General features: G+C 47.9%; 29 protein-coding genes. 25 read left to right on the top strand and 4 right to left on the bottom strand.

Annotation, left to right across the window (positions count from 1 at the left end):
* Positions 1–20 precede the first annotated feature (20 nt).
* Positions 21–983 carry a DUF1385 domain-containing protein gene (locus tag ACESLK_RS15730; protein ID WP_373230503.1) on the bottom strand — a complete coding sequence of 321 codons (963 nt, stop codon included), beginning with the start codon at positions 981–983 and terminating at the stop codon, positions 21–23.
* A 185-nt stretch (positions 984–1168) separates the two neighbouring features.
* On the opposite strand from ACESLK_RS15730, the gene ACESLK_RS15725 reads away from it, so the two are divergent.
* The 6 genes from ACESLK_RS15725 to ACESLK_RS15700 all read left to right on the top strand — a co-directional run bounded on the left by ACESLK_RS15725 (position 1169) and on the right by ACESLK_RS15700 (position 6368).
* Complete coding sequence (locus ACESLK_RS15725) at positions 1169–1711, top strand: YqhR family membrane protein (protein ID WP_373230502.1); 543 nt, start codon at positions 1169–1171, stop codon at positions 1709–1711.
* A 156-nt stretch (positions 1712–1867) separates the two neighbouring features.
* Positions 1868–2305, top strand: coding sequence for a type II 3-dehydroquinate dehydratase (gene aroQ, locus ACESLK_RS15720; protein WP_373230501.1), 438 nt, complete (start codon positions 1868–1870; stop codon positions 2303–2305).
* A gap of 33 nt (positions 2306–2338) precedes the next feature.
* The gene (locus ACESLK_RS15715; protein ID WP_373230498.1) at positions 2339–3412 is read left to right on the top strand and encodes a M24 family metallopeptidase; all 1074 of its coding nucleotides are present in this window, start codon (positions 2339–2341) and stop codon (positions 3410–3412) included.
* Positions 3413–3448: 36 nt separating this feature from the next.
* Complete coding sequence (efp, locus tag ACESLK_RS15710) at positions 3449–4006, top strand: elongation factor P (RefSeq protein WP_373230496.1); 558 nt, start codon at positions 3449–3451, stop codon at positions 4004–4006.
* Between the two features lie 192 nt (positions 4007–4198).
* Positions 4199–5452: an aspartate kinase gene (locus ACESLK_RS15705; RefSeq protein WP_373230495.1), complete on the top strand. Its 1254-nt coding sequence runs from the start codon at positions 4199–4201 to the stop codon at positions 5450–5452.
* Positions 5453–5648: 196 nt separating this feature from the next.
* Positions 5649–6368: a class I SAM-dependent methyltransferase gene (locus ACESLK_RS15700; RefSeq protein ID WP_373230494.1), complete on the top strand. Its 720-nt coding sequence runs from the start codon at positions 5649–5651 to the stop codon at positions 6366–6368.
* Positions 6369–6517: 149 nt separating this feature from the next.
* On the opposite strand, the gene ACESLK_RS15695 is transcribed toward ACESLK_RS15700, so the two are convergent.
* From ACESLK_RS15695 to comA, 3 genes are all read right to left on the bottom strand, one after another.
* Positions 6518–6970 carry a hypothetical protein gene (locus tag ACESLK_RS15695; protein ID WP_373230493.1) on the bottom strand — a complete coding sequence of 151 codons (453 nt, stop codon included), beginning with the start codon at positions 6968–6970 and terminating at the stop codon, positions 6518–6520.
* 98 nt (positions 6971–7068) lie between these two features.
* Positions 7069–7527, bottom strand: coding sequence for a DUF441 domain-containing protein (locus ACESLK_RS15690; protein ID WP_373230492.1), 459 nt, complete (start codon positions 7525–7527; stop codon positions 7069–7071).
* An 87-nt stretch (positions 7528–7614) separates the two neighbouring features.
* On the bottom strand, positions 7615–8424 hold the full coding sequence (gene comA, locus ACESLK_RS15685) for a phosphosulfolactate synthase (RefSeq protein WP_483862619.1): 810 nt from the start codon (positions 8422–8424) through the stop codon (positions 7615–7617).
* Between the two features lie 186 nt (positions 8425–8610).
* Between comA and ACESLK_RS15680 the strand changes: the two genes are divergently transcribed.
* The 19 genes from ACESLK_RS15680 (at position 8611) to ACESLK_RS15590 (ending at position 22426) form a co-directional block, all read left to right on the top strand.
* Positions 8611–8874, top strand: coding sequence for a YqhV family protein (locus ACESLK_RS15680; RefSeq protein WP_373230490.1), 264 nt, complete (start codon positions 8611–8613; stop codon positions 8872–8874).
* 99 nt (positions 8875–8973) lie between these two features.
* Positions 8974–10119, top strand: coding sequence for a stage III sporulation protein AA (gene spoIIIAA, locus ACESLK_RS15675; RefSeq protein WP_373230489.1), 1146 nt, complete (start codon positions 8974–8976; stop codon positions 10117–10119).
* Positions 10112–10639 carry a stage III sporulation protein SpoIIIAB gene (gene spoIIIAB, locus ACESLK_RS15670; RefSeq protein WP_373230551.1) on the top strand — a complete coding sequence of 176 codons (528 nt, stop codon included), beginning with the start codon at positions 10112–10114 and terminating at the stop codon, positions 10637–10639. Before spoIIIAA ends, spoIIIAB begins: the two co-directional genes overlap by 8 nt.
* Before the next feature lie 93 nt (positions 10640–10732).
* Positions 10733–10936: a stage III sporulation protein AC gene (gene spoIIIAC / locus ACESLK_RS15665; RefSeq protein ID WP_232184200.1), complete on the top strand. Its 204-nt coding sequence runs from the start codon at positions 10733–10735 to the stop codon at positions 10934–10936.
* 9 nt (positions 10937–10945) lie between these two features.
* Positions 10946–11335 carry a stage III sporulation protein AD gene (spoIIIAD, locus tag ACESLK_RS15660; RefSeq protein ID WP_373230550.1) on the top strand — a complete coding sequence of 130 codons (390 nt, stop codon included), beginning with the start codon at positions 10946–10948 and terminating at the stop codon, positions 11333–11335.
* A 22-nt stretch (positions 11336–11357) separates the two neighbouring features.
* Entirely contained in the window at positions 11358–12608 is a 1251-nt protein-coding gene (gene spoIIIAE, locus ACESLK_RS15655) for a stage III sporulation protein AE (protein WP_373230487.1), read from the top strand.
* Between the two features lie 26 nt (positions 12609–12634).
* Positions 12635–13357: a stage III sporulation protein AF gene (gene spoIIIAF, locus ACESLK_RS15650; protein WP_373230548.1), complete on the top strand. Its 723-nt coding sequence runs from the start codon at positions 12635–12637 to the stop codon at positions 13355–13357.
* Between the two features lie 15 nt (positions 13358–13372).
* Positions 13373–14020, top strand: a complete 648-nt coding sequence (spoIIIAG, locus tag ACESLK_RS15645; protein WP_373230486.1) for a stage III sporulation protein AG — start codon at positions 13373–13375, stop codon at positions 14018–14020.
* 40 nt (positions 14021–14060) lie between these two features.
* Positions 14061–14741 carry a SpoIIIAH-like family protein gene (locus ACESLK_RS15640; protein ID WP_373230485.1) on the top strand — a complete coding sequence of 227 codons (681 nt, stop codon included), beginning with the start codon at positions 14061–14063 and terminating at the stop codon, positions 14739–14741.
* 238 nt (positions 14742–14979) lie between these two features.
* Positions 14980–15468, top strand: coding sequence for an acetyl-CoA carboxylase biotin carboxyl carrier protein (gene accB, locus ACESLK_RS15635; protein ID WP_373230484.1), 489 nt, complete (start codon positions 14980–14982; stop codon positions 15466–15468).
* Between the two features lie 19 nt (positions 15469–15487).
* Positions 15488–16846, top strand: a complete 1359-nt coding sequence (gene accC / locus ACESLK_RS15630; RefSeq protein WP_373230483.1) for an acetyl-CoA carboxylase biotin carboxylase subunit — start codon at positions 15488–15490, stop codon at positions 16844–16846.
* Between the two features lie 136 nt (positions 16847–16982).
* Positions 16983–17390 (top strand): Asp23/Gls24 family envelope stress response protein, encoded by a 408-nt coding sequence (locus ACESLK_RS15625; RefSeq protein WP_373230482.1) that lies wholly within the window; start codon positions 16983–16985, stop codon positions 17388–17390.
* A 156-nt stretch (positions 17391–17546) separates the two neighbouring features.
* A complete protein-coding gene (gene amaP / locus ACESLK_RS15620; protein ID WP_373230481.1) occupies positions 17547–18110 on the top strand; it encodes an alkaline shock response membrane anchor protein AmaP in 564 nt (187 codons plus the stop codon).
* A gap of 14 nt (positions 18111–18124) precedes the next feature.
* Positions 18125–18355 carry a DUF2273 domain-containing protein gene (locus ACESLK_RS15615; RefSeq protein ID WP_373230480.1) on the top strand — a complete coding sequence of 77 codons (231 nt, stop codon included), beginning with the start codon at positions 18125–18127 and terminating at the stop codon, positions 18353–18355.
* Between the two features lie 181 nt (positions 18356–18536).
* The gene (gene nusB / locus ACESLK_RS15610) at positions 18537–18998 is read left to right on the top strand and encodes a transcription antitermination factor NusB (protein WP_373230479.1); all 462 of its coding nucleotides are present in this window, start codon (positions 18537–18539) and stop codon (positions 18996–18998) included.
* Positions 18995–19846, top strand: coding sequence for a bifunctional methylenetetrahydrofolate dehydrogenase/methenyltetrahydrofolate cyclohydrolase FolD (gene folD, locus ACESLK_RS15605; RefSeq protein ID WP_373230478.1), 852 nt, complete (start codon positions 18995–18997; stop codon positions 19844–19846). The genes nusB and folD overlap by 4 nt, the downstream gene beginning before the upstream one ends.
* 14 nt (positions 19847–19860) lie before the next feature.
* Positions 19861–21237: an exodeoxyribonuclease VII large subunit gene (gene xseA / locus ACESLK_RS15600; protein WP_373230477.1), complete on the top strand. Its 1377-nt coding sequence runs from the start codon at positions 19861–19863 to the stop codon at positions 21235–21237.
* On the top strand, positions 21215–21511 hold the full coding sequence (gene xseB / locus ACESLK_RS15595; protein ID WP_373230476.1) for an exodeoxyribonuclease VII small subunit: 297 nt from the start codon (positions 21215–21217) through the stop codon (positions 21509–21511). Before xseA ends, xseB begins: the two co-directional genes overlap by 23 nt.
* Positions 21512–21514: 3 nt before the next feature.
* Positions 21515–22426, top strand: a complete 912-nt coding sequence (locus tag ACESLK_RS15590) for a polyprenyl synthetase family protein (protein ID WP_373230475.1) — start codon at positions 21515–21517, stop codon at positions 22424–22426.
* Positions 22427–22547 lie beyond the last annotated feature (121 nt).

The following is a 22547-nucleotide window of genomic DNA, read 5'->3' as shown; positions in this document are numbered from 1 at the left end:
CTAAGTTGCATTTGTAGTCATTATTTCGCAAGAACTGATTTTGCTCCTGCTTCAAGCGGGCTAACCTGCTGATCCAGCTCTCTCATTCTATTGAAGGAAGCAATGGACACAGCCACCTGGTCGTCGTTGGGTTCTTTGGTCGTTAGCAGCTGCAGCCATAAACCGGGTGCACCCAGCCATTTCAAGACCGGAATATCTCGTAATGCATTCGTCCATCTAAGCACCTCGTAAGAAACGCCTAGAACAACCGGAAGTAACACGATACGTTGGATAATACGCTCTCCCATAGAGTCCCAAGAGAAGAAGGAATAGATGATAATACCAACTAGAACGGTAAAAATAATGAAGCTGCTGCCGCATCGGTAATGCAACCGGCTGAACTTCTGAACGTTGGCAACGGTTAATTCGGAACCTGCTTCATATGCACTGATTACCTTATGTTCCGCGCCGTGGTATTGAAATAGCCGTTTAATAAGAGGGGTTTGGGAAATAAAGAACAAATAACAGAGCAGGAAAACGATTTTGATAACGCCTTCAAGCAGGTTGTGCAATATCATATTCTCGAATGCTTGACCAAAGATCAAACTTTCTAAAAAAGCTGGAACTAAAGTGAAAATAAGTTTGCCAACGACGAAGGAAAGGACACCTACAAGAGCAACGCCTAATATCATCGTCAAATTCCAGCGTTCCTTCTCCTTCGGCTTTGCCTTGTCCTCCGGACTAGTTTCGTCATCTGCATATGCCTCGGCAGAGTAGGTTAGATGCTGGGAGCCCTTGGCTGCAGATTCGACAATGCCGACAATTCCGCGTATAAAAGGGATTTTTTTTATTTTGTTTAGAATCGGTGTTGGCTTCTTCGGCACCTCGAGATAAGTGATTTGTTTATCCTTGCGCCTTACTGCTGTTACGTGAACGTGCTTACCCGCGAACATGACACCTTCTATTACAGCTTGACCGCCATAAGCGTTCGGTTGCTGCGACATGAATGACCACCTGCTTCTTTGTAACTCTGGGTGTCAAAAGAGAACTCCCAAGTACATCTATTTTACTAGATTAAGGTATGGAAAGCCACAGGGAATGGAAGTAAGCTGCCGCATTAGGCTAACATGACCATACATTGGAGATAATAAGCGGCAGTTTTTCAAATTGTTATGAGGTGGTTGATCTGTTGAACACTCAGGCAGGGTCAAAGGAACAGCAGGAAAGCTGTGACAATCCGATTGATATGCAACCCATTGTGTATAGCTTGAAGATAGGCTTTTTTGCAGGAATAATTTGGGGTTTGGTTCGTTGGTTGTCAACGGGATTAAATTTTACAAAAGTAAATCAGGCATTTCTGCTCGATCCTTTTGTAAAGAGAGAGGTTTTGGGAGGTATCTTATGGCAAGCGGCTGGTTTAGCTGCCTTCATAGTCATGTCTATCGTGGCTGCCCTCATCTATTTCCTGGTTTTAGGACGCTTCAAGGGACCTTGGCCAGGTTTACTAATGGGCATTGCATGGTGGGGACTAGTCTACGCTTTCGCAGGACCTATAATTGGTGCGGTTCCTCCTTTACAACAAATCGGGTGGAATAGTATCGTGACAGATTTTTGTCTGTTCATGATGTGGGGACTATTTATCGGATATAGCATTGCTTTCGAGTTCCATAATGAATCGGATCGTGAGCCTCAGAAGAAAAAGGCTGACGGCTCCCCCGAAACTTCTTCTTGACCATAGGTGTATTGCGTCTATTACTGTAGCTGTCCTTACAAACAACCGTTTTCTTGGGTTCCCGCTTGTGTTACAATGTCTGATGAACTTTATCGGCTGAAAAGCGGCATTCCGGCACTAGCTTAAATTGGCCGGAAGCGGGAGGAGATACGGGATATGCTCAGTATATTGGTCATAAACGGGCCGAATCTGAATATGTTAGGTATTCGGGAACCCGGAGTCTATGGAACGGTTACATTGGCGGAGATAGAAGCTCGACTAAAGAAGTTAGGGGAAACGCTTGGCGTCCAGCTGCATTTTTTTCAATCTAATCATGAGGGCGCTCTTCTTGATGAAATCCATGCGGCATTTGGAATCCACGATGGTATTCTTATCAATCCCGGGGCTTTGACCCATACCAGCTACGCGCTCCGTGACGGTTTATCCGCGGTCGGTCTACCTGCAGTAGAAGTCCATCTCTCTAACATACATAAAAGAGAAGCCTTCCGACATATTTCCGTAACGGCTCCCGTAATGCTTGGACAAATCTCCGGATTTGGTCCAATTAGCTATGAGCTGGGGCTGCATGCCTTATGTAAACATATTCAATCGTAGAAAAATCCCAAAGTAAGGGAGTGGAAAAAATACATGCCGAATCTACGCGTTACGCTTTTGCGAGAGCAGCTAGCCCAATCCGGAGGACAAGCGATTCTAGTGACGAATGCCGTTAATCGTCGCTATTTATCTGGTTTTACCGGCTCTTCCGGCGTTGTCCTCATCACCGCAGATCATGCTGTGCTGCTTACGGATTTCCGTTACAGAGAGCAAGCTCCGCTGCAAGCACAAGGATTCCGGGTGGTAGAGCATGGAGCGGAAATGAATGCCGCTGTCGCAGAACTTCTGATGGAATGGAAAATAGATACCCTACTGTTTGAGGATCAGGATGTGACCTTTGCGGCATACACAGTGCTTGGCAAGAAACTTCCATCCGTTAAGCTGCTTCCATCCCAGGGAATTGTCGAGAAACTGCGGATGGTCAAGGATGACAGCGAGCTTGCGATTATGCAAGCTGCGGCTGATTTAGCTGATAAAGCTTTTGATCATATTCTTGGTTACATTAGACCAGGAGTGACAGAAGCATCGATTGCCCTTGAGCTTGAAGTATTCATGCGCTCTCATGGCGCCGCCAGCTCCTCCTTCGAAACCATCGTTGCATCCGGAGAGCGCTCTGCGTTGCCTCATGGCGTTGCCAGCTCTCGCATCATTGAACGTGATGAATTCGTTAAGCTGGATTATGGAGCCTATTATCAAGGGTATTGTTCGGACATTACACGTACCGTTGTTGTGGGTAAACCAAGCGATAAACATCGTGAAATTTATGAAATCGTTAGGGAAGCGCAGCAATATGCGCTCGATCACCTGGTACCTGGAATGACGGGGAAAGAAGGGGATGCCTTGACGAGGGATATCATCACAAGGTATGGTTATGGTGAATATTTCGGCCATGGAACGGGCCACGGACTCGGGATGGAAATTCATGAAGCGCCTCGCCTATCATTAACAGGCAATGTCGTCATGACTCCCGGAATGACGGTAACAGTAGAACCCGGCATTTATCTCCCAGGTTTCGGAGGGGTAAGAATAGAGGATGATATCGTATTTACGGATACGGGGATCCGAATTCTCACACACTCACCCAAACAGTTAATCGTGCTGGACTAATTATGGAGCAATGTCTCTACAGGAGGTAATTTTCTAGTGATTTCCGTAAATGAATTCAAAACAGGCTTGACTATTGAAGTGGACAACCAGCTCTACACAGTGCAGGATTTTCAACACGTAAAACCGGGTAAAGGCGCTGCATTCGTGCGCTCCAAGCTCAAAAACCTTCGTAACGGCAACGTGGTTGAAAAAACATTTCGTGCCGGGGAGAATGTTGTGCGTGCACATGTAGAAAACCGTGCAGTCCAATATCTTTATAACTCCGGCGCTGAATATTCCTTCATGGATAATGAAACCTACGACCAGTTCGAGCTCAACAAAAGTCAATTAGAGTGGGAAATTAATTTCCTTAAAGAGAATATGACCGTTAACATCGCCAGCTACCAAGGTGAAATCATCGGGATTACGATTCCGAACAGCATCGACCTGAAGGTTATCGAAGCAGAGCCGGGAATCAAAGGCAGCACAGCTACGGGTGCAACGAAATCCGCTAAGCTTGAAACGGGCTTCTCGGTGCAAGTACCGCTATTCATAAATGAAGGCGACATACTTTCGATTGATACCCGCGAAGGCAAATATATCTCTCGTGCATAATTTGGAACATCTAAGTCCCTGTTGTCGCAAAATTTTTGCGAAAACAGGGATTTTTTTATTTTTGGGGCGGTTTACTTGTGCTATAATTTAACGTTGTGTGCAGATATTCAAAGGAACGATAATCGCATGAAACAAACGTGTATTCCCTGTTCCAATGTCGGGGGAGCCGTTTTACTTGGGGAGTGACGACCGGTGTCTTTAATAGTTATGAAATTCGGCGGTAGTTCCGTCGGCACTACAGAACGAATGGGGCGCGTAGCGCAACGGATTGTCGAGAAAAAGCTGCAAGGCGACCGCGTTGTCGTTGTCGTGTCGGCTATGGGTGATACGACGGATGATTTGATCGACAAAGCAAACGGCATTAACAATAATCCTCCTTCCCGCGAGATGGATATGCTGCTGACAACGGGTGAGCAGATTTCCGTAGCGTTATTATCGATGGCTATCCATAAGCTTGGACATGAAGCCAGGTCTTATACGGGCTGGCAAGCTGGAATCGTAACGGAGGATGTACATGCCAAAGCCAGGATCAGTGATATTTCGCCAGAACGTTTATTCACTGCTTTGGATCAAGGCAGCATTGTCATTGTAGCAGGATTTCAAGGAATGACTGAAAGCGGAGAAATAACGACTCTTGGGCGCGGCGGCTCGGATACGACAGCTGTAGCGCTAGCTGCTGCGATTAAAGCGGATGTATGTGAAATCTACACGGACGTAGACGGGATTTATTCTACAGACCCGCGAGTGGTGAAATGCGCTAGAAAATTGGATGTCATTTCTTATGACGAGATGTTGGAGCTGGCGCACTTAGGCGCTGCTGTGCTTCATCCGCGCGCGGTTGAATACGCTAAGCACAACCAGGTAAATCTGGTTGTACGTTCGAGTTTTACTTACAATGAGGGCACGTTGGTGAGGGAGGATGCGGAAATGGAACAGGGCGTAGTCGTACGGGGAATTGCTTATGATAAGAATGTAGCCCGCATTAGCGTACTGGGTGTAGAAGATGAGCCAGGAGTGCTGGCTAAGATGTTCGGGGCATTAGCAAGCGAGAGCATTGATGTGGATATTATAGTCCAGAGCGGTGTGCAGGAGGGGAAAGCGGACTTCTCGTTTACCGTCTCATTAGCAGATCGCTCGCGTGCGATTGATGTTTTATCCGGCATTAAATCGGAAGTGCCATACCGGGATACAACATATGAGGAAGGCCTTGTTAAGGTTTCTATCGTAGGAGCGGGGATGGTATCAAACCCTGGCGTTGCCGCCAAAATGTTCGAAGCGATCTCTACTGTAGGTGTCAGCATAAAAATGGTCAGCACTTCGGAGATTAAGGTTTCCTGTGTCATTGCTGCCGAACCGGTGCACGAGGTTATACGCGCGCTTCACACTGCGTATGACTTGGATACAGCAGATACAGCTTATGTAGGCGGCCCTCAGGATCGTCGGTAGTTTAATTTATAAAAACTCATATTCAAACAGAGAAATCGCCTTTTGTTGAAATGGAGGTAACACCCTGCCATTCGCTAAAGGCGATTTTTTGTGACGTTAAAGTACATAAATTATTTTTAAGTAGGCAAATACAATCACGGTATAAAGCCCTGCTCCATATACCTATGAATGTATCGGTCATATAGGGAGGTAAACGATGGATTACATGGATCTGCTTTCAAGCTTGGGCGTCGCTTCCGCTCATCCGGGGGGCTTCAAGGCTTCTATGAAGCTGATAAAACAGATCAATCAGCCTGGAGATCTACGAATTCTGGAGGTTGGCTGCGGAACAGGTAAAAGTTCCTGCTATCTTGCGAAGAAGGGTTTGCGTGTTACTGCCCTTGATCAGCAACCGATCATGTTGGATAAAGCGAGGAAAAGAGCTGAAAAAGAAGGGATCGTAGGGATTGAATGGGTACATGGGGACGTAAACTCATTGCCGTTCAAGGACGAATCGTTCGATGTTGTTTTCGCGGAGTCCGTTACAATATTTACGGATATTCCAACATCATTAAAGGAATATCATCGAGTACTGAAACCAAAAGGCCGATTGTTGGATCGGGAAATGGTTCTTTTTGCAGAGATGCCAGAGTCGATTTATAAGGAAATAACGAGATACTTCAAAGTTGACAAAATTTTGTCAATGGATGAATGGCTGACTATTCTTCGCGAAACAGGTTTCCAGTGCGGGCCTCCTGTACTAGATGAATTCTGGAGTCATGAACACTCCACCGACCAGAAAGAAATTCAAGAATTGGATGTAAACGCACTGATGAACCCAGAAGTCGCACAGGGAATTATGAAATATGCCCAATTAATGCTAGCCCAGGAATCATTTTTTCGCGCATGCGATTTTATAGCCTATAAAAGCAGTTGATTTGTCACTGGGAACAGCCGCACAAAACAACATATATACCCTCTCATATTCGTTCTGATCGGTCTTTTCTATATTTCATAGAGGCTTGTCCGTTACAAAAGCCCTAAGGTACGGGAATGAAACCCGAACCCCAAGACTCTAGAATACATTTAAATTTTAAGTCCTCCTAGAAGCGGCATAATGGTTTGCAGCATTCCGATCCCCATTTTAATGCTTGGCCATACCTTACCCAGCTTGCTCATAAAGCCCACAAAACCAGTTTCCCCCAAAGCGGCCTTACTACCCGATGGTATTCCGCCGCCTGCCCGCCCTTGTCCTCCGATCCCCTGATTGAATGCAAAGGGGTCTGCACCCCATCCACCGCCAAGTACAGGGGAGGTCATCTCGGGAAAGAGGCCAGATACGCGAGCTTTTGCGGCATGTCGGATAGAGCTTCTGTTCATCTTCCCAAGACCCTTTTGACCGGATAAGGTGATTTCTCCATTTTCAACCTCTGTTATATACCCTACGTAATAATTCCCGTCCTTCAACACGATGCAAACCGGCTGTCCCATCCATCTTCTCGCTTCTTTACTTGAAACTCTTTGTGATTTCAATGTCATTATAGGGTCACCTCTTTTTCAATGATCCCTTAGTTTATTCGAATGCTCACCGTTCCGCTTGTACGCTATGGATTATCTCGAGAGGAAGACATTAGACATCATTTCCCCGCAAGAAGCTGAATGATCTTCAGGAATAAGGCCGTCAAGCCAGCTGCCATCAAGGGGCCGACCGGGATTCCGCGCAAGAATAATATCCCGACGATGGAACCTATCACGATACCCACAATGAGTTGGGGGTCTAATTTAAGCATTTCAAGTCCGCGACTGTTGAGATAAGCTGCAACAGCACCGCCGGCTAATGCAACCCAGCCTACCCAACTGGTAAGCGCTGAGACAACGTCCTTGGTCTGAACTCTCCCAGAAGCGAAGGGTACTAATACCGCTAATGTAAGGAAGAGGAGTCCCAGCTCCATTCCTCTTCGTTCAATGGAAGGCAAATAACGCTGGAGTGTTAATAGCTTAACTATTAATAGGATACATGCGGCAGTCGTAATAATAGGTGACCTGCCAATAAGCCCGATAATGATAAGGGCAACTAGCACCAGCTCTCCGTTCATAACTCTGATACCCTCCCAATAGGGTTGTTTTACACAATATGGAACAAGCCCCGCGTTTAGAACGCGGGGCTTGCGAGCAAAGCATTTTCAGATCATGTATTCCGTTACAGAAACCCTTTGTAAGTCAAAGGTATCGGAACGCAGACCTCGTCTCATCGTTTCCAAAGTAATGACATCTTGAGTAGGGATATTGCCAAGGTGAACATGGGGTCCGAATGCTTGAATTAATGAAACCTGTTGATCCTTAAGCGGTGCCTCCCACAGTACACAGTCTAGATTTGGAACCGCGCTTTGGATATGGCTTAATTCTCCATCCCTGAAGCTTCCATGCTCATCGAACAAGCCAACGCCTTTCCCCGATTCTCTGGCCTCAACAGTAACGAACTCTGCGCCGCAAGCCCAATCTGTCTCGGCGGTGCTCGCGAAATCAAAAACATTGATTCGTGACCCGAACAGCTTTTTTCCGTATTCCGTGAACACACGAAGACCGAGACTCGCTGCATTTCGGATCAAGTCGCTTCGTAAGGAGCGGCTTAGTTCAATCGTTCCGTCTGAAACCTCGACACCGGTGAAGCCAAGGGACATCACTTGGCGGAAAAAGCCATGAACTAAATCTTGCTTCACCGCTGCTTCCAACAGAGTCCCTCCAGGAATGACTGTAATACCATGCTCTTTGGCCAGCTTGATTTTTGAACGAATGATAGCTAAAGGGTACAAGGGGGCTGTGCCGAATCCAAATTTAACGATGTCGATGTATTCGCCAGAGGTGGACAATAAGTCTGTGAACGCATGCAGCCCAAGACCTTTGTCAATGACCATCGTGCAACCTTTTGTGCGGGGCTTAGCTTGCCTTCGTCCGCTAGGGTCACATAGTTCTTGTGGCCAAACTGAGTTCATTTTTTCCATTTTCTACTCTCCTCGTTTGTCTACAAGGTGGAATTTCACAAGTCAATATATGCATCTGCCCACTTTTAGGTGATTTCAAATAATAAGTGTAAGCATAGAACTCCGATTTATAAGACAAGTTGTTCGCCAAGCCTGCATAGATATAATCATCGAGTGATCATAGTAGGAGGAGAATCAATGGACAAATCGGTTTTTAGTATGGCTTTGCTGCGGATTTTGTCTGGGAGCATTGAAGTGACGGCAGCGATCGTCATGCTTCGTCTGAATGATGTGCAGAAAGCTCTGGCTGTTAATTCCATGCTGGCTCTAGTTGGTCCGCTAGTACTTATATCTACGACAGCGATCGGGCTGGTAGGTATATCGGACAAGCTGTCTACGGACAAATTCATCTGGATTCTCGCAGGTGTCGGCTGCCTATTAATAGGGATATTGAGAAAGTAGCTTAATAGCGAAGAACGTAGGTCAAGCAGTCATAATTTTGCCGTCCAAGCATACAAATGAAACAGCAAAGATCAACTTCTGGCGGAAAGGGGGGCTCAGATGCCACATGCTTTGATGGAACTGTTCCCGACTTCCCTGCGTCATGTGCTGGAGCAAGTGCCAGACCATACTATGGATACGTTGGAAGAGATCCGGATTCGTGAGAATCGGCCGCTCGAGATTAGTTATGGGAGTCGTTTTTCATTTGTCCGGTCGGATGGGACATTAACGGATGATTATCGGGAGGCTTATGTACCAGGTAGAGAAGACTGCCGGGCGCTGCTAGAAAGAGTAACGAATCATTCGATCTATGCGGTTGAGGAAGAGCTGCGCAGGGGTTATGTTACCGTCGCCGGCGGTCACCGCATTGGGCTTGCAGGACGGACTGTGCTCGACAATGGAATTGTGTCTCACCTGCGGGATATCGCCGGCTTCAACGTACGAATGGCAAGAGCCCGTATCGGGTTTGGTGCTCAGGTGCTTCCAGGGCTGCTTGACTTTAAATCCAAGACCATTCGTCATACGTTAATCATCTCACCGCCGCAGCAAGGCAAAACAACTCTAATAAGGGATCTGGCCCGTTGTCTTAGCTCAGGGGAATGGCATCATTCAGCTGCACAAGGGTGGGGGGGACGCAAGGTTGGCATCATTGATGAACGCTCAGAGATTGCAGCCAGTGAGAAAGGGGTTCCGACCTTTGATCTGGGTCCGCGTTGCGATGTACTCGATGCTTGCCCGAAAGCCGAAGGAATCATGATGATGGTGCGATCATTGTCGCCGGAAATCATAGTTGTCGATGAGATTGGCCGACCGGAGGATGCTGCAGCATTAAATGAAGCCATCCATGCAGGTGTCCGAGTTCTGGCAACTGCTCATGCAGCAGACTTATCGGATGTATTCGCTAGACCGGTGTTGGCTAAGCTCGCGTCAGAAGGAGTCTTCGGTGCATATGTGCTCCTTAACAGAGCCGCTGGTAAAGTGGAGCATCGAGTTGTGTTAGCCGAGGATGCTGCTGTAGAAGCGTCTCGCCGTTATCGTCCTGCCATTGGGGCGGCACCAAGGGATGCGCCTTGGGGACAGGCTATACAATCATCCAACTCTGTAGCGCCGTTACCTGCACTTGTTACAGTTAAAGCCAGGCCAATGCCTGCGATTCGTTCTCCAAATGAGCAGATCTCAAGCGGCGGCGGTGCGGACCATGCTTAAATTCGCAGGAATAATGTTTATTTTGTTCGCGGGTACGATGATTGGTTTTGTACAGGCGGCCCGTTTTGCTGCCAGACCTAGACAAATTCGCCAACTGCTTCATGCGCTGCAACGGTTAGAGACCGAAATCAGCTATGGCCAAACTCCTTTGCCAGAAGCTTTATTGAGAATATCAGATTTGGTTACGCAACCGTTATCCATTTTATTTTCTACAATATCACGATCCTTACAGAGCGGCTCCGCGTCATCTGGTGAAACAGTTCGGGAGTGCTGGGAAAGGGCGGTAACGGAACATTGGCCGGCGACAGCCATGAAGAACACGGAAAAAGAAGCGTTGCTAAGGCTGGGATCAACGCTTGGGGGAAGCGGACGAGTAGATCAGCTCAAGCATATCCGACTTGCGATGATCCAGCTTCAGGCAGAGGAATCATCAGCAAGAGATGACCAGCAGCGTTATGAGAAGCTAAGCCGTAGCTTAGGTATGCTTGGGGCTGCTTTGGTCGTTATTCTCATGGTGTAATCGCTGAAATTCCGCGGGGCTCCCCCATAAGTAATCAGAATAAGCACAGAGGTTAATGTCACTTTTGGGGGAAAGATTGAGGGGGCCATAACGATGAACATCGACGTCAGCACCATATTCCAAATCGCCGGCATCGGCATCATCGTGGCGATGATTCATACGGTGTTGAAACAGATGGGCAAAGAAGATATGGCACATTGGGTAACGTTAATCGGGTTTGTGGTCGTCTTGTTCATGGTGGTTCGAATGCTTAATGATCTATTCCAGGAAATCAAGACAATATTCCTGTTCCAGTAGGTGAAGCAGGTGGAAATTCTCCAGATCGTCGGCATCGGATTCCTAGCGACCGTACTCATACTTGTCATCCGGGAACAAAAACCGATGTTCGCCTACTTGTTAGCCGCGTTTGTGGGGGTAACGATATTCCTAGCGTTCGTAGGTAAAATCGACGATGTGATCACTGTCCTAGAGGAGCTTGCGGATCGCTCCGGTATTCCGGCGGTGTATCTCAAGACGATGCTGAAAATCATCGGGATCGCCTACGTTGCAGAATTCGGCGCACAAATCGTAAGGGACGCTGGGCTTGAAAGCATCGCATCCAAAATCGAATTCGCCGGCAAAATGCTTATTCTAGTAATGGCAGTGCCCATCATTAGCGTCATTGTCGAAACGGTATTAAATTTGCTGCCGGCCTGACGGGGTTCATGGGACGGGAGGGATGAACATGCTTCGGCAGACGGGATTGCAAAGACGGCTAATCATACTGCTGTTTATGCTCATGTTCTTGCTTCTGTTGAGCTCTTCGCCGGCGGCGGCGCAATCAGCTGTTCCCGAACAGACACCGCCCTACAACGGAATGAATGCAGAGGGTGAAATACCGGGAGATCTGGCTAAGCGGCAGAGCGAGGAAGTTGAGCTTGGGGAAATCCAGAAGTATTGGAATGACCTGAAGGGAGAATATGGCGGTTATTTCCCTGAAGGTAAGGTCCCAGAGCTCCGGCAGCTCATGTTTCCTGAAGGAAAGGGCATGAGCGCTGGTCAGGTTTTTACGGGGTTGGCCCGGTTTTTCCTGCATGAGGTGCTCTATAGCGGCAAGCTGCTCGTGACAATCGTTCTGCTTACGGTGTTCACGATGCTTCTAGAAACGATGCAGAATGCCTTCGAGCGTAATGCCGTCAGTAAGGTTGCTTACGGAATTGCCTACATGGTCCTTATTATATTGGCGGTGAACAGCTTTCGTACTGCAACAACCTATGCTGGTGATGCGATTGAGAAAATGGTGCAGTTCATGCTGGCGATGGTGCCGCTGCTGCTGACCTTGCTTGCCGGTACCGGAGGAATTTCTTCGGTGGCGATATTGCATCCTCTGATTGTGTTCATGATTCATACCGTAGGAACATTCATACATCTTGTCGTTTTCCCTTTATTATTCTTCTCGGCGGTTCTGCACTTGGTCAGCGCGATAACTGACCGATATAAAGTCACGCAATTGGCGAACCTGCTGCGAAATGTCGGAATAGGCGTTCTCGGTATTTTACTTACCGTCTTTCTAGGAGTGTTATCTGTACAGGGCGCTACCGGTGCTGTCACAGACGGTGTAGCGCTGAGAACAGCTAAATTCGTGACTGGAAATTTCGTGCCTGTTGTTGGAAAGATGTTCTCGGACGCTGCAGACACGGTTATGTCGGCCAGTCTGCTGGTCAAAAATGCGGTTGGTTTAACGGGGGTCATTATTTTATTGTTTCTGTGCGCCTTTCCCGCTCTTAAGATTCTTGTTCTGGCTCTGATATACAACGTGGCCGGCGCAGTCATGCAGCCATTAGGAGACACCCCTATTGTCCAATGCTTGCAAACCATTGGGAAAACACTTCTGTATGTGTTCGCGGCACTGGCCTCGGTAGGATTGATGTTCTTCCTGGCGGTTACGATTATTCTGACGGCTGGCAATGCCGCGCTCATGATCCGCTGAATAGGGAGGAGAGCTAAGTGGGTTTAATGGAGGGGCTATCTCATTGGCTTCGCCAGATTATCGCGGTCGTATTGCTTGCCTCGCTCATCGATTTAATTCTTCCTAACCGGACCATGCAGAGGTATGTCAGGCTAGTAGCTGGACTATTCATTCTGATGACAGTGGCAACACCGATTATACATTGGATGAAAGGCGACTTCAGCAGCAAGCTTGCCGAAAGCCTAAATTCTGCCCGGCAAATGCCACAGGGTGCGGCGAATGAGCTGGCGATGATTGAAGAAGAAGGTGCAAGGCTGCGTAACAAGCAGAATGTTCAGGCCGCGGAATTGGTGTCGGCGAAGCTGGAATCAGCCATTCGTAAAGAAATAAAGCAATCCGAGAACCGCACGGTTCAAAAGGTAGACGTCGAAGTGGAGCAAGAGGCCGATGGTTCCTTAGCGGTGACTAAAGTAGTCATTATGCTTGAGCCGAAGCAGAGTGCTGCAGAGTCTAACATTACTGTTGCTGGAATTTCGGACGTGAATCCCATCGCTGCGGTAGATATCCGCATAGAGGTGGAGAGCTGGCCCCGTGAACAAAAGTCAGTTCCTGTTGACGCTGCGGATGCAGAACAGGAAACGGCTGTTGAAGAGGCTGTGGATAGAGATACCCGGATAAGGATTTCTGCGCTTATCGCAAGCCGGTTCGGACTATCTGCCCGCATCGTAGACGTCAAACAGCCTGCATCAGTAACGGCAGATTCAAACTGATCAAGGAGGTGCGATATGGCCAAATGGCTGCAGCAGATGGAATCGTTTATCGGCGGAGGTTCGGGAGGACCGCGCAGAATCAAAGCATTCCGGTGGCTTGTGTTGATCGGGTTGATCGGCGCAGCCATGCTGCTCGCCGCCTCCCTGATGAATGTGAAGACAGTCGATCCTTCCCAGAATCCTGATCTCTCTCCTCCTAGGGACGAGGATGCTCCTCAGCAGGAAGCTTTTCTAGGCGGCGGTGAAAGCAGAAGTAATCCTTTTGCAGTAATAGAATCTGAATTTGAAAGTCAACTGAAGGATTTGCTGGAATCAATGGTTGGCGTAGGGACGGCAGACGTTATGGTAACAGTAGATTCGACCGAGGAAACCGTGGTGCAGCTTAACGAGAAGAAGATGTCGCAAATTACGCAGGAATCCGATCGTAATGGTGCAACCAGGCATATCACGGATATTAGCAGCGATGGCCAGGTTGTATTGTACGAGGTGTCTGGCAGCCAGTCCCCTATAGTCGTTAAGAAGCTGAATCCGCGAATTCGCGGAGTACTGATCATAGCGAAAGGGGCAGAGAATGCTACTGTTCACAAGCTTATCTCCGAGGCGGTTTCTCGCGGGCTTGATGTCCCGATGCACCGGATAGCAGTCATGCCGCGCAAATCTTGAATGTTAGCAAAATTTTGATAATCCTGGGAGGAATTTAACAATGAATAACAAACGCCAAACCATATGGTTGGTATCGATGCTGAGCTTGATGGTTATTCTGTCGGCCTACTATCTATTTACTGAGGACGTTGCGCCAACCGACAATGCTAGCAGCAAAGAGCAATCCGAGCTAGTTGATGCAGGCAAAGTATCAACGCCGAATCCAGAGGGTGTTGTTGTAACGGAAGTGGAACAAATTACGGAAGGCATAACGGGTTCCGAAACGGATGGAGCACTAGGCGAAACGGCTCCAGAGGTAACAGCGGAGAATAAGGAAACCGCGGGCGTTTCTCCAGAGGATGAAGACGTCCTGAAAGAAATGGCTAATCTTGAAGGCAGCAAAATGTTGGATCAAACACAAAGGGAAAGAATGGAAGCCATTAGCAAAAAGGCAGAAGAGCTGAATGCCATTATCGCAAATACAAAGGTTAGCCAAGAGGAGGTAAGCAAAGCAGCCGAAGAGCTGTACCGTCTTGAAGATACAGATTTGAGGATCACCAGCTTGCAGGAGAAGCTGCTTCAAGATTTCGATAATGCGGTTGTCTCTGAGGAGGATACGAATTTCAAAGTAATCGTACTAAGCGATAAGCTAGAGAAGAAACAAGCCGTCGGCATTATTGATCTGGCGACTAAAGAATTGAACATTACGCCTGATAGAGTTACCGTACAATACGTTAATTGAGACTACTGAATCAAGTTAAATTAATGAGCGAGCTGCACTAGATAAAGAGGATATCCGCTAAGTAGAGTACGAATCTACTTGGCGGATATCCCCTTGTTGTTAGAGGAGATGTCTGATGCTGCTTGGTGTATGTGAAGCGCAGCTCTTTCCATTTCAAGTCTTTATGGTATAATAGTTCCGTTGTGGGATCAAACAAGTTTTCTGTAGACGGAGAATCCCGAATCAAGGAGTGACCTAAATGTTTAAGCTAAGCGAAATCAAAGAGCTAATTAAACTAGTAGACCAAACATCTGTACATGAATTGGAAATTGAGAACGAAGGTATGCGATTAGCCATTCGTAAACCGGGTCGCACGGAAATCGTTAACGTGCAAACTGCCCCCCTTTCTCATACATACTTGCCTGCTGCTCCGTCTGCTCATCTTGCACCAGCTGCAGCTCAGGCTTCCCATCTGGAAACGAAAGCCGCAGCACCTGACAATTCTCACCTGCACCGCATTGTGTCCCCGATGGTAGGTACCTTTTACCGTTCCCCATCTCCTGACGCTTCCTCTTTCGTTAACATCGGTGATAAAGTATCCGACAAAACGGTTGTATGCATCCTTGAAGCGATGAAGCTGATGAATCCTTTGGAAGCAGAAGTAAAGGGCGAGATCGTAGAAATTCTCGTGGAGAACGGACAACTTGTCGAATTCGGCCAACCGCTATTCCTAGTTAAGCCGGAATAATCCCGAGGAGGATTTCATCTTGAAATTTCAAAAGATATTGGTAGCCAATCGCGGCGAGATCGCGGTACGTATTATCCGCGCGTGCCGGGAGCTTGGGATTACCGCTGTTGCGGTATATTCCGAAGCCGACCGGGAATCCTTGCACGTCCGCTTGGCGGATGAAGCATATTGCATTGGACCGACTGCGTCCAAGGACAGCTATTTGAATTTAACGAATATTATGAGCGTCGCCACGTTAACAGATTGCGACGCGATCCACCCAGGATACGGATTCCTATCTGAAAATGCTGATTTCGCGGATATTTGCGAAACTTGCAATATTACCTTCATTGGACCTTCCGCTCAGGCGATTAGCCGAATGGGTGACAAATCGGTTGCCAAGCAAACGATGAAGGACGCCGACGTACCGGTTATTCCTGGCTCGGACGGCTTGGTGGAGGATCTCGAGGAAGCGATTCGAGTCGCTCGTGAAATCGGTTATCCCGTTATTATCAAAGCAACGGCAGGCGGCGGCGGACGCGGAATACGGCTCGCGGAGAATGAAGAAATGCTGATTCGTGAGATAACGACCGCGCAGCAAGAAGCGGAGAAGGCATTCGGTAACTCCGGTGTTTATTTAGAGAAGTATTTGACCGGGATGAAGCATGTAGAGATTCAGATTATTGCGGATAAACACGGGAATGTTGCTCATCTGGGCGAACGTGATTGCTCCGTACAGCGTCGCCGTCAGAAGCTGGTAGAGGAAGCGCCATGCTCGGTGATGACACCAGCACTGCGAGAGCGAATGGGGCAAGCTTCGGTCAGAGCTGCTCTTGCTGTGAATTATTCCGGTGCCGGAACGATTGAATATTTGCTAAGCCCTGATGGTCAGTTTTACTTTATGGAGATGAACACCCGTATTCAGGTGGAGCATCCCGTAACGGAAATGATTACAGGAATAGATTTGATAAAAGAAATGATTGCTGTAGCTGAGGGCGCTCCTCTTTCCTTTAAGCAGGAGGAAGTGAAGTTCGAGGGCTGGGCGATTGAGTGTCGCATCAATGCAGAAGATTCCGAACGTAATTTCATGCCTTCCCCTGGACGAATCGGTTTTTACCTGCCTCCAGGAGGCCCCGGGGTTCGGATTGACAGCGGAGCTTATCCCCAGTATTTGATTTCACCGCATTATGATTCAATGATTGCCAAGCTTATCGTTTGGGCTCCTACGCGTGATGAAGCGATAGCTAGAACTCGCCGTGCTTTGAGTGAGTTTATGATCGAAGGCGTGAAGACGACGATCCCGTTCCATCAGAAGCTAATGAACCATCCCATATTTGTTAATGGCACGTTTGATATTAAGTTTCTCGAGGAACATGATATCAACGGTGGAGAAGAGTAAAGCGTAAAAGCAAGCTTGACTTCATTAGGTCCAAGTGTTTGTCATAATTATCCCGGAATGCTATATTTATAAGTAGTGAAGGCGAATACTCGGACTTACATAATATTGTACCGAGTATGTGGAGGTGGAACTGCGCATGGAAACATTAGCCCCGGATTACGAACGGACGGAAATGGGCACCATTGAAATCGCTCCGGAAGTCATTGAAGTTATCGCTGGACTGGCGACAGTGGAAGTAGAAGGCGTGGCTGGCATGAGCGGAGGACTCTCTTCTGGAATCGCGGAAATGTTGGGACGCAAGAATTTGTCCAAAGGTGTAAAGGTGGAAGTCGGGCAACGCGAAGCCGCTGTTGACGTATCTATTATTGTTCAATACGGCCGCCGAATACCGGAAATTTCAACTGAAATTCAACGTAACGTCAAACGCTCGATCGAGATGATGACCGGATTAAATGTAGTAGAAGTTAACGTACATATACACGACGTTCATTTCAAAACGGGTGATAAGCCCGAAGAAGATGAAACCAATGTACGTGTCCGATAATTGACGTTACCGCGCCCTGATAACCGCGGTAACAAGTAAACTCCGGTTTGCGGATGACGGACCTCTGACGAGAAATTCCTTCAGGGATATCTCGCAGAGGCCTTTTCGCAATCATGGAGGACATTTACCTATTGGGGAACAGGGAGGGCTTTTACGTTGATTAGAATGCTGGACAGGCTGCTCTTATTTTTGTACAGTATAGCGATTGGAGTGGCAGCGATAATTGCGATTGTGGCTGCAAGCGGCGGGTTCTCGGAGAAATGGCTGAATGAGGTTGTATCCGAATTCACGGGTGCTGCCCGCGCTATACAAGCTTCCGTTATTATTGGCGCAATCATCATCCTGTTAATAAGCATAAGGTTTTTCATCGTATCTGTTCGTCGTGAAGGCGGCTCGTTACCATCCATTAACCAGCGGACTGAGCATGGGGATATTCGCATCTCAGTTGAGACAGTAGAGAACTTGGCGCTTAAAGCGGCTTCCCGTACCCGCGGGGTAAAGGACTTGCGTGCGCGTGTAAGAGTGACAGAAGCCGGATTGGAAATCATGATTCGTGCTTTCGTTGACGGTGAAGGCTCAATCCCGACCTTGTCGGAAGAGATGCAACGTACCGTATCCGGGCAAATTGAAGAGGCGACAGGTATTCCGGTTGCGGAGGTTTCCGTCTTCATCGCGAACGTTACGCAAGCGCCAACTACCTATAAGAGCCGCGTAGAATAGGGGGAAAACCACCTATGTGGAAAATTTGGTGGGAAGCCTTCGGAGGAAGAGCGGCCGGGGTTGCAGCGGGTCTTTTGTTCGGGATCATTTATTTATTCAGCGGTTTCTGGGACATGCTGTTCTGTGCTTTGCTCATTGGCATCGGTTATTGGATAGGAAAGCATAAGGATGATAGACGGGGACCGCTTTTTCCGTGGGATAAATTAACGGATTGGGTAACGGACCGTTGGCCTTGGTCACGATAATCCCTGTGAATGTTCTTGCCCGGGCAGAGGCGGTGGAGCTCATACTCCGCAGTTTCCGAAGGAAAAGATGCTCATAGGTTTTTTTTGTTTTATATAACACTATACTATACGTAACAATCGTTATCCCCGTCGGTCGGACGGCGATGCTGTAATCGTTGATGCGGAACAATCAGGAGGACTCATGAAACGCAGACTTGCTAGGGAAATTGTGGTACAAAGCTTGTACCAGATCGAAATGAACGGCGTGACCGGTGACGAAGCTATCGATATTGTAATGGATGAAGCTCGTCAAGAAAACGAAATCGGTGCCGAAGTAGCGGAATTGGCGGATATTGATGCTTTTACACGTAAATTAGTTAAAGGCGTTCTCGACAAGCAAGAAGAGATCGATCAGAAGCTAGTCGCATATTTAACGGGCTGGCAGGTCGATCGACTTTCCCGAGTAGATCGTCAGATCCTGCGGTTGGCTGCTTATGAGCTTATGTATTGCACGGATGTTCCTCCTAAGGTTGTTATTAATGAAGCGATTGAGCTTGCGAAGCATTTCGGCTTAGAGGAGAACGGAAAGTTCGTGAACGGTGTTCTTGGAAGGATGCTGCGCGAGAAGGAAGGAAACGGGCCGCAGGAGGGTGACAAACCATGAATGCACAATTGATCAACGGTAAGAGCATATCGGATTCGATCCGTGAGGAATTGCGATATGAGGTTGAACTACTCAGACAAAAGGGAGTTACTCCCGGTCTCGTTGTCATTCTAGTGGGAGAAGATCCAGCATCTCAGGTATATGTTAGAAACAAAGCCAAAGCCTGTGAGCAGCTTGGCTATTACTCTGAGGTTATTAAGATTCCTGCTGAGACGACTCAGGATGAGCTTCTTCGAGTCATTGAACAATATAATAAACAGGCGAACATTCATGGCATACTTGTTCAGCTTCCTCTTCCAAAGCATATCGAGGAAAAAGCTATCATTGATGCCATATCAGTAGAAAAGGATGTAGACGGATTCCATCCCGTGAGTGTCGGTAATCTCATGATTGGCGATGACGCGCTGCTTCCTTGCACACCTTCTGGCGTGATTGAATTACTGAAGAGAACTGGTAATCATCCCTCAGGGAAACATGCTGTCGTGATTGGAAGAAGCAATATTGTTGGCAAGCCAGTCTCGATGCTTTTACTGAGAGAGAACGCAACGGTCACGATCTGCCATTCTCGGACTCCGAATTTGCCTGAAATGGCACGTCAAGCGGACATTCTAATCGTTGCGGTTGGTGTGGCTAAGCTCGTTAAGAAAGAGTGGATTAAACCAGGTGCCGTAGTCATCGATGTCGGAATGAACCGGTTGCCGGACGGCAAGCTGTGCGGGGATGTAGATTACGACGATGTACTTGAGACTGCAGGCTGGGTAACACCTGTACCGGGCGGAGTCGGACCCATGACCATTACGATGCTAATGGCTAACACATTGAAGTCCGCTAGACGCTTCTCTCAATAGAAAGGAGCCATCTTATGGAACCGGCGCGTGTTATTAGCATCCGCGATATTAATCGTCTAATCAAGATGAAGCTTGAAGGCGACTCTGGTCTCCAAGATATTTGGCTTCGGGGCGAAATCTCTAATTTCACCTTCCACTCCAGCGGTCATATGTATTTCACGCTTAAGGACGAAGGATCAAGACTCAAAAGCATCATGTTCGCCTCCTATAACCAACGGCTCCCTTTTTCTCCTAAGGACGGGATGAAGGTGTTGGCTCGTGGAGGCATCTCTGTATATGAACGAGATGGACAATACCAGTTCTATGCAACGGCTATGCAGCCGGATGGGATAGGAAGCCTTTATCTTGCATTCGAGCAATTGAAGAAGAAGCTGGAGCTTGAAGGTCTATTCTCCGAATATTCCAAACAGCCGCTTCCTCGTTATCCGCGTACGGTAGGAATCATTACATCGCCCACAGGCGCTGCTGTTCGGGATATTTTAATTACATTGCAGCGCAGGAATCCAGCCGTTAACGTCTTGTTGTACCCGGTTTCAGTACAAGGAAAGAGTGCAGCGCCTTCCATTGTTAAAGCAATTCAAGCGATGAATGCCTTGGCTGAAGCCGACGTCTTAATTGTCGGGCGCGGCGGAGGCTCGTTGGAGGAACTATGGGCATTTAATGAGGAAATTGTTGCCCGAGCGATAAGGTCTTCGGCTATCCCTGTTATTTCGGCTGTCGGGCATGAGACGGATTTTACCATTTCCGATTTCGCCGCTGATTTGCGGGCGCCAACCCCAACGGCTGCAGCTGAACTAGCCGTTCAGCATTCCGGAGAGCTGAAGCAAGGACTCGTGTACCTTGAGCAAAGAATGGCCAAGTCTCTAAGCGTCTTGTTAGGGAAATCTAGGGAACGTTTGCAGCATGCTGCCAGATCACCCTACTTCACACAACCTAGACGCAGCCTTCTAGTCCAAGCAGAACGATTAGACAGGCTTCGGGATACTCTAATTTATCGAGTGAATAACAAGCAAGCAAGAATGAAGGAGAGGCTGACTCGACTGAGTGGAAGGTTAAATTCCATGAATCCTAGGCAACAGGCGGAGTTTGCTCGTAAACGTATTACAAATGCAGACCGGGGTATGGAGATGGCAATGAACGGTATCGTCCGTCAACGTCAAAGTCAATTCAGCTCGCTCGTTCGACATCTTGATGCATTAAGTCCCTTGAAGGTTATGGCCAGAGGTTATAGTCTAGTGTACGACGAAAAGGAAAAATCGCTTATCCGAGCGATTAACGAGGTACAACCGGGAGATCTGGTTCACATCCGACTAGCTGACGGTAAATTAGATTGTCAAGTCTGGGGTATACATGGGGAGGAGCAAGCAAATGGCAAAGAGCGGGTCGACTGATCAAACAGCGAAGGATAGCAAAGCTCCGGCGATTTCTTTCGAGCAGGCAATGGAAATGCTCGAATCAATTGTCGCCAAGCTCGAGAGCGGGGATGTTCCTCTAGAGACTGCGATTGAGTTGTTTCAGGAAGGGATGTCGCTCTCTAAGCTGTGCGGACAGAAGCTGGAGCAGGTTGAGCGGAGAATTGAAATGCTGGTGGAAGGTGACTCCGGTTTACAGCGCAAACCTTTCACTTCAAGTAGGGAAGAAGCGTTTGAAGACAAAGGGGAATAAATCGTGACAACATCAGCGGAGCTACATATGTACTTAGAAGAGCAGCGGTTAATCGTAGAGAACGCGCTGCGAACCGTGTTCTCTGCGGACTGGCCGATACCCGGCAAACTGCTGGAGGCTATGAACTATTCACTCCTGGCAGGCGGGAAACGGATGCGTCCCATATTCGTTCTTGCAGCTTCGGCAGCTGTGACGAATGCCGGGGATGCAACAAATCGAGCCTTACCATTTGCTTGTGCGGTGGAGATGATCCATACATATTCGCTTATACATGATGATCTGCCGGCCATGGATAATGACGACTATCGTCGCGGAAGGTTAACAAACCACAAGGTTTTCGGTGAAGCAATGGCAATCTTAGCTGGAGATGGGCTGCTGACTCATTCTTTTCATGTGGCTAGCCAAGCTGCGAGAAGAGGAGTATCTGCAGAGAGGACATTGGCAGTCATAGAGGAGCTTTCGAGGTTAGCAGGTGTGCCTGGCATGGTTGGCGGTCAGGTCGATGACATGTTAGGCGAACAAGGGCAAACCTCATTAGAACAGCTGGAGAATATCCATTTGCATAAGACAAGTGATTTGATTGCCTTTGCCTTGAGAGCAGGGGGGCATGCGGCAGGTGCAGATGTCAGGCAATTAAACGCATTCGAGCTCTTCGGGCGAAATGTCGGGCTTGCTTTCCAAATCCAAGATGACATTCTTGATTTGACTGGCGATGAAACGAAGCTTGGCAAGCCAGTAAGAAGCGACGAACGGCAGGAGAAAGTTACATACCCTTATTTAATCGGTCTGGATGAGAGCCGTAAGCGAGTTGTCAATCTGACAAAGGCGGCCAATGAGTCGCTGCTGCAAGCCGGCTTAGCGAATCCCAACAGATTAATTCAAATCGCGGATTATCTACTGACAAGAGATCATTAATGACTGCTGAATGATGCAGGAGCTGCGTACTTAGACGTATGGGCTCTTTTTCACTTTCAGGTCGTATGAATCCCATTTTGTCGACAGGATTTGACCATTGTTGGGCATTGTTTTGGGTTAT

This window comes from Cohnella sp. (assembly GCF_041640265.1).
In the GTDB taxonomy this organism is placed as follows: domain Bacteria; phylum Bacillota; class Bacilli; order Paenibacillales; family Paenibacillaceae; genus Cohnella.
Note: the sequence above shows the minus strand (reverse complement) of the source record. Positions and strands in the feature narration are given on the sequence as shown.